Below are 14,313 nucleotides of genomic sequence, written 5' to 3'. Positions count from 1 at the left end.
CAGAGAAAACGGCCGAAATCGGCACCCCGTCAATTCTGAGAGTCTTGTGCTCGTTACTGTTCAGCGTCACTTCGATCTGAGCATTTTCCGGTAGCAATGGTATGTGCAGCCAGTTGCCGTAAAGACGCGCGATCTTCTCACCATTCACATAAACATGCGCGTGGCCTTCGCCTGGAACATCGGGCTGGCCGGCGTGTTCCGGCGCGAAACGGAAGTTCTGCGTCTCCACGCGCAAGTTCCATCCGGACATGGTGTCACGGGCCAACTCCACAGAGAGGTCCGGTGCCACGTCGTCGGCCAAATCAATCGCGTCATGGTGATCATGTCCGACCCCGGGCATCTCCACCGACCCGTGCGCGTGAGCGCCATGATCGTGGCCGTCGAGTGTGACGCCGTTGGCTGCGGCAATAAGGAATCCAATTCCACCACCCAGACCGAGTCCGAGGGCGAGGACAGCAAAGACTCGAAACATATCTTCATCTCCTAGGAAGCCGTCCCCGAGCTTGAGCAGACCGGGGACAGCTGCGTGTCGTTCATGCCATAATCGGTTGGCGCGCGCCCTCTTTGACCCAGAAATAAGCTGCGCAGGTACCGAGAATGACCCAGGCTGCAATGCCGACTCCGAAGGCACGAGCCGCGAAAAGCGCGCCAATCTCTGGCGGCACTGGTCCAGTGAAGCTCCCTGGTTCGGGCGCACCGATAAGATGCGGTGCAAGCAGAAGGGCCGCCACGGTGGCGTAGATGGCCAGCCCCTCCTTGAAGGCCAGGAGCCACATTGCCACACCCGCGGCAACCACCGTTCCGAACCACCAGATCTGCCGCTGCACGAGATCAGCCGAAGCGACTCCGGGCACCTCTGGCGCGAGCGATATTCCCGGCGCGAACTGGCAGGTGATAAAGCCGGCCAGCCCCCAGAGCAGACCCTTCTTGGCGGTAACTTCATGACCGTTTTGTTCCGCCAGAGACATCAAGGCGACGACGATCATCGCATACCCGACGTATACCAGAGCAGAGAACAGGACGCTCAGCCCGTCACGCAAAGGGTTGAAACCAGGTAGAACGGGGTGAGCCGATACTGCCGCACCGCCGAAATGCACCAACTTGCCGGACTCATAGAGTTCGGCATGCAGGAGCACTGGTTGCACGAACACCAACTGAAGCAGAGCGGCAATCAGCCCTGCAACAGCACCAGCGAATAACGCGCTGATCAGAATCCGATTGTACTGCACCTCAGTGGCAGGGAAAGCCGGTGGCGTGGCGTACATCATGCGCCGCATCATGCAACGTGGAGGCCTGAACATGGCCAGTCACGACGACGATGCCAAGGCCGATCGTCAGAAACAGGACAGGCGCAAGCAGGCCGGTTCGCAGGGCTGCGGTGGATTTCATGGTTTGGGTGGTCATCAGGGGAACTCCTTGTTGAGCTTTGTGGAGGCCCTCGGGGTGGCACACCCCGAGTGACCTTTAAGTCTTTGTTGTCCGGCCACGTTTGAGAGAGGGCCTTCTTGTCGTTCGTTGTGTCGTGCCGCTTCGATCAGTGGCAACGACAATGCGGAAGCGGCGGTCTCTCCGTCACGCCGGGACTTGAATCGACGCGCTGATCGCGATTGGGGTATGCAAGGGTGCGTGGTGGTGGTGATCGTGCGCCGGCGGGCAGGCTGCATTGGACAAGGCAATAGGTTGCCCATGTGGCGTGTTAAGATACGCCTGCCGCCACTCGCCAACACGTTCGTCGACCGCTTCTGTGGCAAGGTCGGCGACTTTGCCGACCATCTTTTCGAGGGCGATCATCCACTGACGGTAGTAGGTGTCATTGGAGGTTTCCCCCTCACGCGCCGGGTTTGCCTTGATCACGGTGCTGAACATTTCGACCCACTCGGGCCAAGTGAACATGCCGCCCTTGTGCATCTCGACGATCATGGCAAAGGCCTGCGCCTGCCACGGATGGTCGAAAGATCGGTTTGGTTCATGCAGCGGCAGGGCAGCAATTTCTTGCGCAACTTGCTCCGTCATTACGTCACCTTCGTCATGTAATCGTCCCAGAGGTCGATGTAGATCTTGTCGCGGCCAGAGGCGTCATCGCCCCACAGTTCGCGCGCTTCGAAAGCGACACTGTAGAGTTGCTGGGGGTGGTGGCCCTTGCCATGCGCGATCGTGTCCGGCGTATGGAAAACCCCATGGCACATGTGAATGGTACCTTCCTTGCCACGGGCATAGCGCGGCAAGCGGGTATGGGTGACGGGATTGATGTTGCGTGTCAAGACCTTGTCGCCCGGCTTGAAGCTTGCGGCGACATCGTCATCCATATTGGCGGGAATGCCCCCGGCGATGATTGCGGGGGCCATCTCTTTGGTGAGGACGGGCATATCAGGCAGCTCCTTTCAGTTCGTCATAACGTGCGTCGAGCTCTTCCTGCGTCAGCACGCCTTTTTCGACCATCAGCGTCTCGAAACTGGCAAGCCAGTGCTCATAATAGCTGCTTTCGAGATAGTGAGCCGGATCCATCTGCTCGATCGCATGGCGGAATTCGTCAACGTTGAAGCCTGCAGCAAGGGCAGCCGGACAGAAAAGCGCAAAAACCTTGCGTTCCCAGTCAAACTTGAAAACCGGTTCTTCTGCGGGCGGTGCTATCGGCCCCATGCCGTGCATGCCGCCGAGATCGTGAATTCCATTCATGTCACACCTCCTTCACTGGATGTCCGTGGGGGTTTTGGGAAAGCCTGTACCGATCATCGAGTCACGGGTCACAAGATCTATCAGTTGGTCTTCGGTCCAGCCTTCAGTGCCCTCCGGGCGTTCCGGCAGGACGAGGTAGCGAAGTTCTGCACTGCTGTCCCAGACGCGGATTTCCTTGTCATCAGGGACCGAGACGTCAAACTCAGCCAGGACGGAACGCGGATCGACCACGACGCGGGAACGGTATGGGGCTGATTTGTACCAAACCGGCGGAAGTCCCAGCGTTGGCCATGGATAGCAAGAGCACAAGGTGCAAACCGTCATGTTATGCACTGTCGACGTGTTTTCAACGACGGCCATATGTTCGCCTTGCAGGCCAGAGAAGCCCAGTTCGGCGATCGCGGCAGTTGCATCCGTGCGCAGCCGTTCAAGGTACTCCGGATCGGTCCATGCCTTGGCAACGACGCGAGCGCCGTTGCGCGGGCCGATCTTGTGCTCGAATGCATCTGCGATCAGGTCCAGGGCTTCCGGGTCGATGAGGTCCTTCTCGAGAAGCAGCGATTCAAGCGCTTTGACTCGAAGAACCACGTCGCTGGGTGGTTCGGTGTGGCTGTGATTGTGGTCGTGCGGCATTACGCCCTCCTGTTGGTTTTCTTTTCAGCTTGCGCTGTCTTGTCCGGCGCCCTTCGGGCAGCCTTGCTTGTGCCGATGCTTTGGGTCATCGCCCCGCATGAAAGCCGGGCGGTGAGACGGTGCAGCGGCGGGGTTTATTGGGTCGTCCAATCGACATCCGCCTCAAAAGCGCTCGCGGCTTGGTAGATTGTTGCTTCGCGGTAATCGCCGGCGACCAGCATCAAGCCCACAGGCAGACCGTCGATCATGCCGCATGGGATGGACATGGCGGGATGGCCTGTGATGTCGAACGGACAGGTCGTATTGGTCATTTCGAAGGCACGGGCGACGATCTCGGTGATCGAGGCATCCTTACCCGGCAGCGGCTGGGCCGTGATCGGCAGGGTGGGCATCAGCAGGATGTCATACTCGTTGAGGAGTGCATCGTAGGCCGATTTGATTGAAAGCGCGATGTTTTGTGACTTCGCATAGTAGCGACCGCGGTAATGGCTCAGACCCCACTGGCCAACCATCATGCAGATCTTCATGGTCGCCGAGAGATCATCGGCGCGGTCTCGCCATCCGGAATGCGCATCAAGCAGGCCGACGTCGTACTGGCCTTTCCAGTTAAAACCCATGCCGTTGCCATGCATCATCTGCGCGGTGAAGCCTTCCAACGTAATGGGGTTCCAGGCCGCCCCCGCGATGTGGTGCTCGGGCAGCGAGACCTCGGAAACTTTGGCGCCGAGGGCGCGAAAACGTTCGGCGGCGGCGCGCGCCTTGTCGGCGACCGCAGGGTCCATGTTCGGAAAGTCGAAACCCTCGGTCAGGATGCCGATCTTCATACCCTTGACGCCCTGGCCAAGCGCCGCGGTATAGTTGTCGGTCTTCGGTGCGTATTGTCTTGGGTCGCGGCCATCGGCACCGGCCAAAACTTCAAGGAACAACGCGTTATCGGCCACGTTTGCCGTGATCGGGCCCGTATGGTCGATCGTTGCCTCGATGGGCATGACTCCGGTGTAAGGCACCAGGCCATGAGTCGGCTTCATGCCGTAGGTACCGCAGAACGAGGACGGAATGCGGATGGAGCCACCTTGGTCGCCACCAATTGCCATGTCCACTTCGCCTGCCGCCACAAGTGCGGCACTCCCTGATGAAGAGCCGCCAGCCGAATAGCCATGCCGATGCGGATTGTGGACCGGACCCGGGTCAGAGGTGTGGCTGCCACCGGACAGGCAGAAGTGCTCGCTCACCGCCTTGCCGGCGATGGTGCCGCCGGCTTCCAGGATACGGGTGACGATCGTGGCATCGGCAGCGGGAATAAAGCCCTCGAGCGTGGTCGACCCGTTCATCATCGGCACGCCGGCCAAGGCAACGTTGTCCTTGAGTACAATCGTTTTGCCTGAAAGTTTGCCTTCGGCTGCCCCGTTTACTTCGGTCTTGCAGGCCCAGGCACCCAGCTTGTTCTTATCCGCCGAGGGGCGGGCTCCGGGGGTGCGGGGAAATTCCACCGCCGGAACCGGATTTGGCATGGCATCTATCAGGTCGTAGGCGTCGAACATGCCACCCATGAGCGAGTGAAATTCGCTCACCTCATCCGACGTCAGCATAAAATGGAGATCAGAGCCGAGCTGCGCGACGTCTTCCTTGGTGGGGCGGGTAATGGGCATCTCTGGTCCTCTTGTTTGTTTCCTTTCGAATAGTGTCAAATGACATCATCTGCATGTCAAGAAAAAACTGCCCCCAGCCAGACAGGCTTGCGGTAACTGCCTGAGCGGCAGGCTGGATTGACATGAGGAAAGTTGAGCGAAACACTAGGGTGCTTCGGCCCGACATGACGCTTCACAAGGGCGTTCGCCAGTTTCAAGGTTCGGTCGTCGCCGCCCCGCACCTGATGCGTAATGGTTCTAGCTGCGGCCTGCGCGCGGGACGAGACGCCCCCAAAGTCCGGCCCGGTCCGTGACAGCCGTCTTGCCCTCTCGGGCGAGGAGAAATCTCAGGCAGTCGGCTGATCCTTTGGACCCAAAGGAGAGCACGACGCGACCTAACGTGACGTATGTCTCTGGTTGCATTCCCGGCTAGTAGATTCTAAGATATTGTCATCTCGGAAGAAGTGGCGATCAGCAGTTGGCAAATGTTATGCACTGCAAAGAGGGTGATACTCGTGACAGGAACAGTCAAAGGCAGGATAAGCCACTTGGTGGCAAGCTTGAACCGGCAACTTGAAAAAGAAGTCGAAGAAGAGCTGCGGCATCTTCGGTTGCCCATAGAGCAGGTTCGGGTGCTGGAAGCCCTGTGCCAGAGCTCTGTCCCTGGCGGTATGACCATGTCTGAACTGGCAAATTACGCAGTTGTCGATACATCCACTTTCACGAAGGTGATTGATCGGATGGTCAGCGAAAACCTCGTTTACAGAGCGCCTGATCCGACTGACCGGCGCAAGGTCCGGGTGATCGCGACGCCGGATGGTCAAGCCGTCTATTCGGAGATGAAGCCGCATTTGGAGGTCCAAGAAGAGAGACTTCACGCGGCAATCGCGGATTTTTCGGGAGAGGAGGTTTCGGATCAAATCACCTTGTTGCTGGAAAAGCTCTGCAGCCGTGAGGACCAGCCGTCCGCGCGTAAGTAGATCCCTTGCTTGCCCAATATCCGAATGTACTGAATGCGGCACACCCCCGAGGCCGCAACGCCGTCGATGAGGTGGATACCCCCTCGCGACGCCATCGACGAAGCCGGTTCACACCATGAGTTCTCGGCTATGTCTGCGCAGCAGCGGCCCTGTACAGCCCAATGCAACAATCCCCAATTGCCTGCCGGGCTGACATGACGCGGCGCAACCATCGCCAAATGAACGGAGGCAGGTCCTTTCAGACGTTCACATCCGACAGAATGCGCAGCACGTCATTCAAGTGACCGGTCCCGAGCGTGTCCGAGATGTGCTGTTCGTGATCTTCGCCGATCTCTTCAAGCTGACGGCACATGGACACGCCAGCCTCGGCCAGCGCCACGCGCACCTTACGCCGGTCGTTTTCATCGGGCACCCGAAAAACGAGTGCTCCGCGCACCATGCGGTCGATGATCTTGGTCAGCGTCGCCGGTTCTACCAATACCCGCTCAGCAAGGCGCCCCATGGGCTGGGGGCCTTCTTCTTCAAGTGTTTTGAGTACGCGGTATTGCTCGATGGAGATGCCGTTGACCGAAAGGCGTTTGGCAAGGTCTTCCTCGATCAGCCGGTTCGCCCGCGCGATAAGATAGCCGAGCTGCTCGGTAAACTTCGGATCCGCCATGGTGCTTTCCTCGAACAACCGGAATAGTGACAAGTATGTTATGTATAACGTTCACGGTTGAACTATTCCACAATATTTGAAAAATCCAGTACTGACATGCAGATTTCTGGCAACGCAAATGCCACAACCGCTGGCGTCAGGCGACGAAGGCCTGCCTGAGGACGAAATCGATCCCGTCCGCTTCGGCCAGCCGCACTTTGGCGTCGGCATCGCTGCGCCCGATCATCCGATAGGCGTCATCCCGGTGCAGGCGCGGGCGCAGGAAATGCGCCATCCGGCACCCGTCGACCCGCCCGACCTGCCGCGCAATGGCCGCCACAAGGTAGATTGCGTCATAAAATTGAACCGAATTCGCTGTCATCGTCGGGCGCCTTCCCGAGAAACACGCATCGTAGCGCTCCACCAAAGCGTCGCGCCCGGTGCCCCGGCTGGCGTCGAAATAGGCTTGCGCGGCAAAAAGGTTCTCCGTTCCGCCATCGGCCAGCGCCAGCAATTGCGTTTCGTCAAAGGCGAGATTCAGGCGGGTGATGGTGCCGCTTAGGCCCGCCTCGGCGAAGGCGCGGTTGAAGCAGACGGAGTCTTCACCCAACATGGCGATGACGACCACATCCGCACGGGCCTTGCGGATCCGGTCAAGCACCTCGGCGTAGTCGCGTTCGCCAAAGGGCAGCAAGGCGTCTCCAGTGAACGTCCCGCCCGCCTGTTTTACTGCATCCAGGGTGGTGCCATGGGCGATGCGCGGCCAAATATAGTTGTTGCCGACAAAGAAAAAGCGGCGCGCCTTGCGGTGGCTAACCATCCAGTCAAGGCTGGGGTTCAGCACTTCTGCATCCGTGATGCCAAGCTGCGCGGTGCCGGGGCCGCAAAAGCCACCCTCGTAATGCGGGGTATAGATATAGGGCGCCAACCCCCCTAGCCCGCGCCGCACGGCGAAACGCAGATCGCTGGACTGAAGCCCGATCACCGCGTCGACGTTTTCGTCGATCGCCAACCGCTGCGCGGCCTGAAAGGCACTGTCCTGGCTTTCACCGGAATTCACCTCGACCAGCTCTATTTCCTGGCCCAGTACACCGCCCCCGGCGTTCAGCTCGGCGGCAGCCAGAAGCGCGGCCCCTTGGCAGCCGGATGTCCAGATTCCCGCCGGCCCGCCATGAGAGAGGATCAATCCGATTTTCATAGAGTGAATCACTAGCGCAGGTTGGGCCTCCCCACAAATTCCGCGAAAGCTCGCAGCCTCTCTGGGGCGCCGGGCGCCTATTTTCTGTGCAGCTACAACCAGGCACTCACCTGAGGGGCGACAAGAATAGTAGCGCGTCAATGGGTGCTTGCTATCTCGGTATTATCCTTTTCAACTATTTTCAAAGCAATTAAGGAAGCTCCCATGAACGCCCCGACAAGACCCGTGACCCTGTCCACGCGCGACATCCCCGACCTATCGCTGATGGAAACCAGCGCGCTGATCGCGTCCGGTCAAGCCACCCCGCTTGAGGTCACGCAATCCGTTCTGGCCCGCGTGGCCGAGGTCGACGGCGCGCTGACTGCCTTTATCACTGTCACGGCGGACCGCGCGCTGGAACAGGCCGAAACCGCCACCAAGGAACGCGCCGCCGGGCTGCGCCGGGGGCCGCTGCACGGCATTCCCTTCGCGTTCAAGGACTTGTGCGAGACCGATTTCGCACCCACCTCAGCAGGACTGGCCTTGCTCAAGGACAACACCACCGGGCGCAACGCAACCGTGACGACGCGGCTGGAACAAGCCGGCTGTGTCACCATAGGCAAGTTAGGTATGACCGAAGGCGCCTATTCGGGCCACAACGACAAGATGGTCGTACCAAAGAACCCCTGGAACCCCGCATGCTGGGCTGGGTCATCGTCGTCCGGATCGGGCGTGTCGGTCGCGGCAGGTATGACCTTTGGCGCGATCGGATCAGACACCGGTGGGTCGATCCGCTTTCCTTCCGGCTGCAACGGCATCACGGGGATGAAGGGCACTTGGGGCCGTGTCAGCCGCCACGGTGTCTTTGCCCTGGCCGATAGTCTGGATCACGTCGGCCCGATGGCGCGCAGCGCAGAGGATTGTGCCGCGATCATGACCGCCATCGCGGGGCCGGATGTCAACGACCCTACCGCGCTGATGGCACCGGTAGACGACTATCTTGCCGCGTGCGACGGGCCGATCCGGGGGATGCGCATCGGCGTCGATCGCGCGGTGATCATCGACAAGGCCAGCCCTGAAACCGCCGAGGTGATCCGCGAGGCCATCGCCGTATACGAGTCTCTTGGGGCCGAGATCGTGCCGGTGTCCTTCCCTTTTCCCGACGATGCGGTCGACCAGTGGACGGTGCTGTGCGCCATCGAGGTCGCATTGGCCCATCAGGGCCGGTTCCCCGAACAGCGAGACGGCTACGCCCCACATCTGACCGAGCTGCTGGATTACGGTCTTGGCCTGACTGCGAAAGAGGTTGGAGCGGCGATGCAGTGGCGACTGGTTTACAACGGAACTGTCGCCCGGGCGATGCAGGGGTTGGACATGGTGCTGTTCCCGATCACCAGCGCACCGATGCCCGAGTTGGATAACATCTACGGCGCACCCTCGGCAGGTAAGAACGAAAACCTTGGCGACATGCTGAAATTCACTGCCCCTGCCGATTTCACGGGCTATCCGTCGCTGACGCTGCCAGGCGGGTTCGACAGCCGCGGCGCCCCGATCGGCTTTCAGCTGATGGGCCCTGCGCTGACGGAAGCTGCACTGTTCAAGGCGGGCGCTGCGTTCCAGCGGGCCACGGATTTTCACACCAAGCGCCCGGATCTGTCGCCGTTTACGTGAGAGCTGCGCGGATCTGCCGGAAGGCGCGGTCGAGCGCGCCTCCGGTCTTGGCGGCAATACGGATGACCTGCCCGGTGTTGCCGCGTGTCTGCCCTGCGGCGGCATAGGCATCGGGCAGGTCCAGCGGACCGTCGGGAAACGGCGCGTCGCCCAGCAGAATGACAGTACCAAAGGCAGTCGTTCCGCCGGGCAACGTGGCAAATGCGATCAAATCGGCCTCGGTCACATGCTGGCGTTCTCGCAGGATCACCTTGTTTGCCGCATCCGACACGATCATGTCCGACTGCCACCACCCACCCAAATCGGGCGCAGCAAACTGACGACAGAACCCATCGAACAGCACCGCCCGCGCACCGGGGGCAAGCGTCAACGTGATGCGCTGGCGCATTCTGGCGCCGGGCATCAGCACGTTGGGGTCCGGCATATGGCGCAGGATTGCGCCGGCCTCTGCGACCAGGTCCCAATCAGAGCGTCCTTCGCGGCCCCGTTTGCGATCGGCGTGGATCATCAGCGCGCCCGCGCTGATCAGATCGACGCCGGCACCCGCCTTCACCGTCACCGCATGCCGCCAATGGTCCCCCGGTAACAGGGCCGCGCCGGCGCATTGCGGCAATACCGTCAAGGCTCCGGTCAACCCGCCACGCCGAAATCCACGCGGCAATGACCAGGGCCATTCGACGTGACGCGAAAGGATCGCCGTGCCGCCATCGGGCGCAAGCCCGCAGGTGAGCGCCACCTGCGGCGTCTCGGCGATATCCTTCACTTGAACAGAACCTCGCGGCGCAAATGGGCGATGACCTCGTCCACGCCATCGCCCTTGCGGCAAATGGTGGGCAGCACCGCGCCGCCGCCGCGCACCTGCACGGCCTCGGCCAGCATCTTTGGGAAATCGACGCCCACATGCGGGGCCAGATCGGCCTTGTTGATCACCAGAAGGTTGGCCTGCAAGATCCCCGGTCCTTTCTTGCGGGGGATGTCATCGCCCCCCGCCACGTCGATCACGAACATCCAGAAATCCACCAGATCGGGCGAAAAGGTCGATGCCAGATTGTCGCCCCCGGATTCGATCAGGATCAGATCCAGCCCCGGAAAATCAGATTCCAGCCGGTCGGCGGCGGCCATGTTCAGGGTGGGGTCTTCGCGAATGACCGTATGGGGACAGGCACCGGCCTGTACCGCGCGCACGCGGTCGGCGGCAAGCAGACCGCCCTTGCGCAGGCGTTCCGCGTCTTCGTCCGTCACCAGATCGTTGGTGATGACAGCGGTGTCGATGCCGGCCTTGGCTAGCTTGGCAAGCATGACCTCGATCAGGGCGGTCTTGCCGGATCCCACCGGGCCGCCGATCCCTACGCGCGCGGCGGTCATCGCAGGAAATACCGCCGGGCAAGCGGCACCTCGCGGGCGGGGTCCGCGACCATCGGCACGCCATCTGCTTCGACCTCGAAAGTTTGCGGATCGACGGTGATCTTGGGCAGGGCGGTGTTGCGGATCATGTTCTGTTTTCCCAGTTTGCGAGTATTGCGGATCTGCACGAACGGTTTCTGCACTCCGAGCTTTTCCTGCGTGCCGGCCTTGATCGCGAGTTCGGACACGAACGTCACGCCAAGACGATGTTTCGCCGCGCCGAGCGCGCCCCACATGGGCCGGTGGATCATCGGTTCCGACCCCAAGAAACTGCCGTTGCCGTCGCCCATGGTTGCCCAGACAATCGTACCGGATTTGATGACCGTCGCAGGCTTGGCCCCGAAAGACGCGAACGGCCACAGGACGATATCGGCCATCTTGCCGGGCGCGATGCTGCCGACCTCGTGGTCGATGCCTGCCGCGATGGCGGGGTTGATGGTGTATTTGGCGATGTAGCGCAGGATGCGCTGGTTGTCGGCCTGTTCGGTGGTCTCATCATCCAGACGGCCGACGCGGTCTTTCATCACCGACGCCAGTTGCCAGCATTTCGCAAGGTTCTCGGCGAGGCGGCCCATGCCTTGGGTGTCGGTGGCGAAGATCGAAATTGCGCCCATGTCGTGCAGCAGGTCTTCGGCAGCCATGCTCTGTGGCCTGATGCGCGCCTCGGCAAAGGCCACATCTTCGAGCAGATCAAAGCTCATCATGTGGGCAAGCATGGTCATCGGCAATCCCTCTTCGAGGGCAGGCAGCGTATAGGGATTGGTTGGATTGGTGGAGGACGGCAAGACGTTGGGATAGCCATTCACCACGAGGATATCGGGGGCGTGTCCGCCACCCGCGCCTTCCGTGTGGTACATGTGGATCGACCGCCCGGCGATAGCGTCCATCGTCGTGTCGTAGAACCCGAATTCGTTGATCGTGTCGGTGTGCAGATGCACCGAGAAATCAGAATTGTCGGCAGCGGTCAGCGTGCCATCCAGCACCGCCGGGGATGCGCCGAAATCCTCGTGGATCTTGACGCCAAGCGCGCCGCCCGACACGCTTTCGCGAACCGCCTCGGGGTTGCTGTTCCCGCGCCCGAGAAACCCGAAATTCAGCGGGTATTCTTCCGCCGCCTGGATCAGTTTACCCAGCACGTTCGGCCCCGAACACGACACGTCGAAGTTCGGCCCCGGAGACATGCCGATCATCGTTGTACACCCCCCCGCCAGCGCGTGGTGGCATTGCTGAGGCGACAGGAAATGCGCATGCGCTTCGATTGCGCCGGCGGTGACAAAATGATTGTCGCCATGCACCACAGTGGTATTGGGGCCGGTCACCATGCCATCTGTGACGCCGTTCATGATGTCGGGGTTTCCGGCCTTGCCGACGCCCACGATGCGCCCGTCGCGGATGCCGATGTCACCCTTTACGATGCCCAGCTCGGCGTCGATGATTACGGCGTTTATGATGACCATATCCAGCGCGCCATTCGCCGCCGTGCCGGTGGTGCAGAAGCCTTCGCCATCGCGCATGATCTTGCCGGCACCTGCGGTCAATTCGTCGCCGGGGTGGGTATGGTCACATTCGATCTCGGCCAGCAGCGAGGTATCGCCAAGGCGTACCATGTCGCCGGTGGTGGGGCCGTAAAGCCGCGCATATGCGTCACGGGTCAGTTTCATTTCATGTACCCCCGCCGGGTGGCCGCCGCGATGGCGCCATCCAGCCCGCCTTCAACTGGGCCTTCGGTCAGACCGGCAAAGCCGTGGACGACGCGTTTGCCGCCGTAAGGCACCAGAACGATGTCTTTTTCGATGCCTGGATCGAACCGTTCTCCCCCGCCCGAGGGCCGGTCAAGCCGCATCCCGAACGCGGCCTTGCGGTCAAAGTGCAACGCCGGGTTCACCTCGAAGAAATGCGCATGGGAGCGCACCTGGATGGTGCGGTCGCCGGTATTGAGCACGCTGATCGTGATCGCCTTGCGGCCCGCATTGATCTCGATGTCGCCCTGCGCCGGGATGACCTCACCTGGGATCGGATCGTCCGGAGCGGGGGCGATGGGGTCAAAGACGGTGACCAGCTTGGTGCCCTCGGCCATCGACACCTCGACCGAGAAGGTTTTCAACATATGCGCCACGCCGGGTTCAACTTGTTCCGCCGTCAGTAGGGTCGAAACGTGGCTGACGATCTCGCTGTGGGTGTGACCAAGCCGGGCAAAGGTCAGCAGTTCATCGGCCAGCAGCGCGACGGCCTCGGGGTGCGCAAGCCGAATGCCCAGGCTGATATAGCGACGGGCCAGATCGGCGGCGGTGAAGATGGTCAGCCGCTCCATTTCCGTGGGGGTCAGGTGCATCTGTTGCTTCCTTAGTTGATGAACAGCCGCCCCGAGCGGGGGCGCATGAGCGCCACGTCGGACAGCGGCATGGCACCCGAGGGCAGCGCGTTCGGCTCGGGTTCGGTTGCCAGATCGGCAATCAGCGGGGCCAACGCGAGCAGGTCGCGCTGCGTGGTGATCGCCCCCGAAACGCCAAGGCGCACGGCGGCAGAAAATGCGCCCCGCGCCATGCTGAGCGCCGAGGTGGCCAGCGCATTGGCCAGATCCAGCCCGCAAGCCCGCAGGAAAACGCCATGGGCCACGGCGAAATGCCCGGTGCCTTGGGATTGCGCGGCCAGCGCGCCAGGGTCCAAATCGATGTGCAAGGCGCGCGCCGAGGCGAACAGGGCATCGCCCGCCTGCACGCTGTCCCGGCGCAATCCTTCGGCGGGCATCAGGGTGTCGACGGTGTCGAACCAGTCGGTCAACGCCGCGCCGGTCAAGCGGTGCCCCCCGGCCAATGCCACCCGGTCAAAACGGTGCCAGCGGGTGCGCAGTTCGGCTGCGATCCAGTCCGGCAGGGTCGCCTTGCAGACCTGCCCATCGGCCAGTGCGCTTTCCAGCCCCCAGGAAAACGCAAAGACCCCGGACGGAAAGCTGCTGTCCGCAAGTTGCATCGCGCGGATCGCCGACAGGGTCATTCCAGATCCAGGATTTCAAATTCTGCGAGGTCCCGCAGGTCGCTCAGTCGGTCGATGTAGCGATCGACCGGACCATCCAGCACTACGTCCATGACTCCAGGCCCGAACACTACTTTCCAGTGCAGGTTGCCGCACCAGTGGCCAAGGCGCATCGCGTCATTGACCGTTGCGGGCTTCAACCGCAACCGGGCCGCGCCATCAATGCGGGAAACGATGGCAAGCCGCCCGTCGTGAAACAGCACCGCACCATCGCTCAATGATTGTTCGCGCGACAAGGCGATGGCGCAATCGCGCCCCTTGTCGGTGTGAAGGCGCATCCGTTTACGGGCGCTGTCCGTTTCGGGGATCGACAGGTATTCCAGCGCCCCCTCATGTTCCAGAGCGTGTAGTCGATCATGCCATTCCGGATCTGACATCTGGCCCAGAACAGCCTCGAGCATCAGAGGGGCATTGGGTGACACGTCTTCCATAGATCTTTCCTTGCGGGGAAAAGGGCCCGCCCCCCAAAAGCGC

At 61.3% G+C, this 14,313-nt stretch carries 18 protein-coding genes; 2 read left to right on the top strand and 16 right to left on the bottom strand.

The annotated features are described in order from the left end of the window. The 8 genes from ABWV23_RS13100 to ABWV23_RS13065 form a co-directional block, all read right to left on the bottom strand. Positions 1–472, bottom strand: a 472-nt coding sequence (locus tag ABWV23_RS13100) for a hypothetical protein (RefSeq protein ID WP_353348430.1), incomplete at its 3' end; no start/stop codon positions are given. Between the two features lie 61 nt (positions 473–533). Continuing rightward, the gene (locus tag ABWV23_RS13095) at positions 534–1,268 is read right to left on the bottom strand and encodes a CbtA family protein (protein WP_353348428.1); all 735 of its coding nucleotides are present in this window, start codon (positions 1,266–1,268) and stop codon (positions 534–536) included. Then, the gene (locus ABWV23_RS13090) at positions 1,231–1,404 is read right to left on the bottom strand and encodes a CbtB domain-containing protein (protein ID WP_353348426.1); all 174 of its coding nucleotides are present in this window, start codon (positions 1,402–1,404) and stop codon (positions 1,231–1,233) included. Before ABWV23_RS13090 ends, ABWV23_RS13095 begins: the two co-directional genes overlap by 38 nt. 168 nt (positions 1,405–1,572) lie before the next feature. Then, positions 1,573–2,013, bottom strand: a complete 441-nt coding sequence (locus ABWV23_RS13085; RefSeq protein ID WP_353348425.1) for a nitrile hydratase accessory protein — start codon at positions 2,011–2,013, stop codon at positions 1,573–1,575. Beyond that, positions 2,013–2,366 (bottom strand): SH3-like domain-containing protein, encoded by a 354-nt coding sequence (locus tag ABWV23_RS13080; protein ID WP_353348423.1) that lies wholly within the window; start codon positions 2,364–2,366, stop codon positions 2,013–2,015. The genes ABWV23_RS13085 and ABWV23_RS13080 overlap by 1 nt, the downstream gene beginning before the upstream one ends. 1 nt (position 2,367) lies before the next feature. Further along, on the bottom strand, positions 2,368–2,676 hold the full coding sequence (locus ABWV23_RS13075; RefSeq protein WP_353348421.1) for a hypothetical protein: 309 nt from the start codon (positions 2,674–2,676) through the stop codon (positions 2,368–2,370). Positions 2,677–2,688: 12 nt separating this feature from the next. After that, positions 2,689–3,309 (bottom strand): nitrile hydratase subunit alpha, encoded by a 621-nt coding sequence (gene nthA / locus ABWV23_RS13070; RefSeq protein ID WP_353348420.1) that lies wholly within the window; start codon positions 3,307–3,309, stop codon positions 2,689–2,691. Between the two features lie 134 nt (positions 3,310–3,443). Then, positions 3,444–4,958 carry an amidase gene (locus tag ABWV23_RS13065; RefSeq protein WP_353348418.1) on the bottom strand — a complete coding sequence of 505 codons (1,515 nt, stop codon included), beginning with the start codon at positions 4,956–4,958 and terminating at the stop codon, positions 3,444–3,446. A gap of 530 nt (positions 4,959–5,488) precedes the next feature. On the opposite strand from ABWV23_RS13065, the gene ABWV23_RS13060 reads away from it, so the two are divergent. Beyond that, on the top strand, positions 5,489–5,917 hold the full coding sequence (locus ABWV23_RS13060; protein ID WP_353348416.1) for a MarR family winged helix-turn-helix transcriptional regulator: 429 nt from the start codon (positions 5,489–5,491) through the stop codon (positions 5,915–5,917). Positions 5,918–6,155: 238 nt separating this feature from the next. On the opposite strand, the gene ABWV23_RS13055 is transcribed toward ABWV23_RS13060, so the two are convergent. Both ABWV23_RS13055 and ABWV23_RS13050 read right to left on the bottom strand, forming a co-directional pair. Further along, positions 6,156–6,575: a MarR family winged helix-turn-helix transcriptional regulator gene (locus ABWV23_RS13055; protein ID WP_353348414.1), complete on the bottom strand. Its 420-nt coding sequence runs from the start codon at positions 6,573–6,575 to the stop codon at positions 6,156–6,158. Positions 6,576–6,711: 136 nt separating this feature from the next. Beyond that, positions 6,712–7,893, bottom strand: coding sequence for a substrate-binding domain-containing protein (locus tag ABWV23_RS13050; RefSeq protein ID WP_353348412.1), 1,182 nt, complete (start codon positions 7,891–7,893; stop codon positions 6,712–6,714). 63 nt (positions 7,894–7,956) lie between these two features. On the opposite strand from ABWV23_RS13050, the gene ABWV23_RS13045 reads away from it, so the two are divergent. Beyond that, positions 7,957–9,402, top strand: coding sequence for an amidase (locus tag ABWV23_RS13045; protein WP_353348410.1), 1,446 nt, complete (start codon positions 7,957–7,959; stop codon positions 9,400–9,402). Here ABWV23_RS13045 and ABWV23_RS13040 read toward each other — a convergent pair. From ABWV23_RS13040 to ABWV23_RS13015, 6 genes are read right to left on the bottom strand one after another with little or no spacing between them, the layout of a single operon-like run. Then, positions 9,395–10,165, bottom strand: a complete 771-nt coding sequence (locus ABWV23_RS13040) for an urease accessory protein UreD (protein WP_353348408.1) — start codon at positions 10,163–10,165, stop codon at positions 9,395–9,397. The two genes, ABWV23_RS13045 and ABWV23_RS13040, sit on opposite strands and share 8 nt — an antisense overlap. Continuing rightward, a complete protein-coding gene (gene ureG, locus ABWV23_RS13035; RefSeq protein WP_353348406.1) occupies positions 10,162–10,767 on the bottom strand; it encodes an urease accessory protein UreG in 606 nt (201 codons plus the stop codon). The genes ABWV23_RS13040 and ureG overlap by 4 nt, the downstream gene beginning before the upstream one ends. Beyond that, complete coding sequence (gene ureC / locus ABWV23_RS13030) at positions 10,764–12,467, bottom strand: urease subunit alpha (protein ID WP_353348404.1); 1,704 nt, start codon at positions 12,465–12,467, stop codon at positions 10,764–10,766. The genes ureG and ureC overlap by 4 nt, the downstream gene beginning before the upstream one ends. Beyond that, complete coding sequence (ureB, locus tag ABWV23_RS13025) at positions 12,464–13,138, bottom strand: urease subunit beta (protein ID WP_353348402.1); 675 nt, start codon at positions 13,136–13,138, stop codon at positions 12,464–12,466. Before ureB ends, ureC begins: the two co-directional genes overlap by 4 nt. Positions 13,139–13,149: 11 nt before the next feature. Beyond that, positions 13,150–13,800: an urease accessory protein UreF gene (locus ABWV23_RS13020; RefSeq protein WP_353348400.1), complete on the bottom strand. Its 651-nt coding sequence runs from the start codon at positions 13,798–13,800 to the stop codon at positions 13,150–13,152. After that, the gene (locus ABWV23_RS13015) at positions 13,797–14,270 is read right to left on the bottom strand and encodes an urease accessory protein UreE (protein ID WP_353348398.1); all 474 of its coding nucleotides are present in this window, start codon (positions 14,268–14,270) and stop codon (positions 13,797–13,799) included. The genes ABWV23_RS13020 and ABWV23_RS13015 overlap by 4 nt, the downstream gene beginning before the upstream one ends. Between the last annotated feature and the right edge of the window lie 43 nt (positions 14,271–14,313).

This window comes from Aquicoccus sp. SU-CL01552, from assembly GCF_040365005.1.
In the GTDB taxonomy this organism is placed as follows: Bacteria; Pseudomonadota; Alphaproteobacteria; order Rhodobacterales; family Rhodobacteraceae; genus Antarcticimicrobium.
This window is presented reverse-complemented; position numbering and strand designations above follow the sequence as displayed.

Excerpts from the sequence above, each read along its gene's own strand:
- ABWV23_RS13095 (WP_353348428.1), bottom strand. The coding sequence starts at position 1,268 with ATGATGTACGCCACGCCACCGGCTTTCCCTGCCACTGAGGTGCAGTAC.
- ABWV23_RS13090 (WP_353348426.1), bottom strand. The coding sequence starts at position 1,404 with ATGACCACCCAAACCATGAAATCCACCGCAGCCCTGCGAACCGGCCTG.
- ABWV23_RS13085 (WP_353348425.1), bottom strand. The coding sequence starts at position 2,013 with ATGACGGAGCAAGTTGCGCAAGAAATTGCTGCCCTGCCGCTGCATGAA.
- ABWV23_RS13080 (WP_353348423.1), bottom strand. The coding sequence starts at position 2,366 with ATGCCCGTCCTCACCAAAGAGATGGCCCCCGCAATCATCGCCGGGGGC.
- ABWV23_RS13075 (WP_353348421.1), bottom strand. The coding sequence starts at position 2,676 with ATGAATGGAATTCACGATCTCGGCGGCATGCACGGCATGGGGCCGATA.
- nthA (WP_353348420.1), bottom strand. The coding sequence starts at position 3,309 with ATGCCGCACGACCACAATCACAGCCACACCGAACCACCCAGCGACGTG.
- ABWV23_RS13065 (WP_353348418.1), bottom strand. The coding sequence starts at position 4,958 with ATGCCCATTACCCGCCCCACCAAGGAAGACGTCGCGCAGCTCGGCTCT.
- ABWV23_RS13055 (WP_353348414.1), bottom strand. The coding sequence starts at position 6,575 with ATGGCGGATCCGAAGTTTACCGAGCAGCTCGGCTATCTTATCGCGCGG.
- ABWV23_RS13045 (WP_353348410.1), top strand. The coding sequence starts at position 7,957 with ATGAACGCCCCGACAAGACCCGTGACCCTGTCCACGCGCGACATCCCC.
- ureG (WP_353348406.1), bottom strand. The coding sequence starts at position 10,767 with ATGACCGCCGCGCGCGTAGGGATCGGCGGCCCGGTGGGATCCGGCAAG.
- ureC (WP_353348404.1), bottom strand. The coding sequence starts at position 12,467 with ATGAAACTGACCCGTGACGCATATGCGCGGCTTTACGGCCCCACCACC.
- ureB (WP_353348402.1), bottom strand. The coding sequence starts at position 13,138 with ATGCACCTGACCCCCACGGAAATGGAGCGGCTGACCATCTTCACCGCC.
- ABWV23_RS13020 (WP_353348400.1), bottom strand. The coding sequence starts at position 13,800 with ATGACCCTGTCGGCGATCCGCGCGATGCAACTTGCGGACAGCAGCTTT.
- ABWV23_RS13015 (WP_353348398.1), bottom strand. The coding sequence starts at position 14,270 with ATGGAAGACGTGTCACCCAATGCCCCTCTGATGCTCGAGGCTGTTCTG.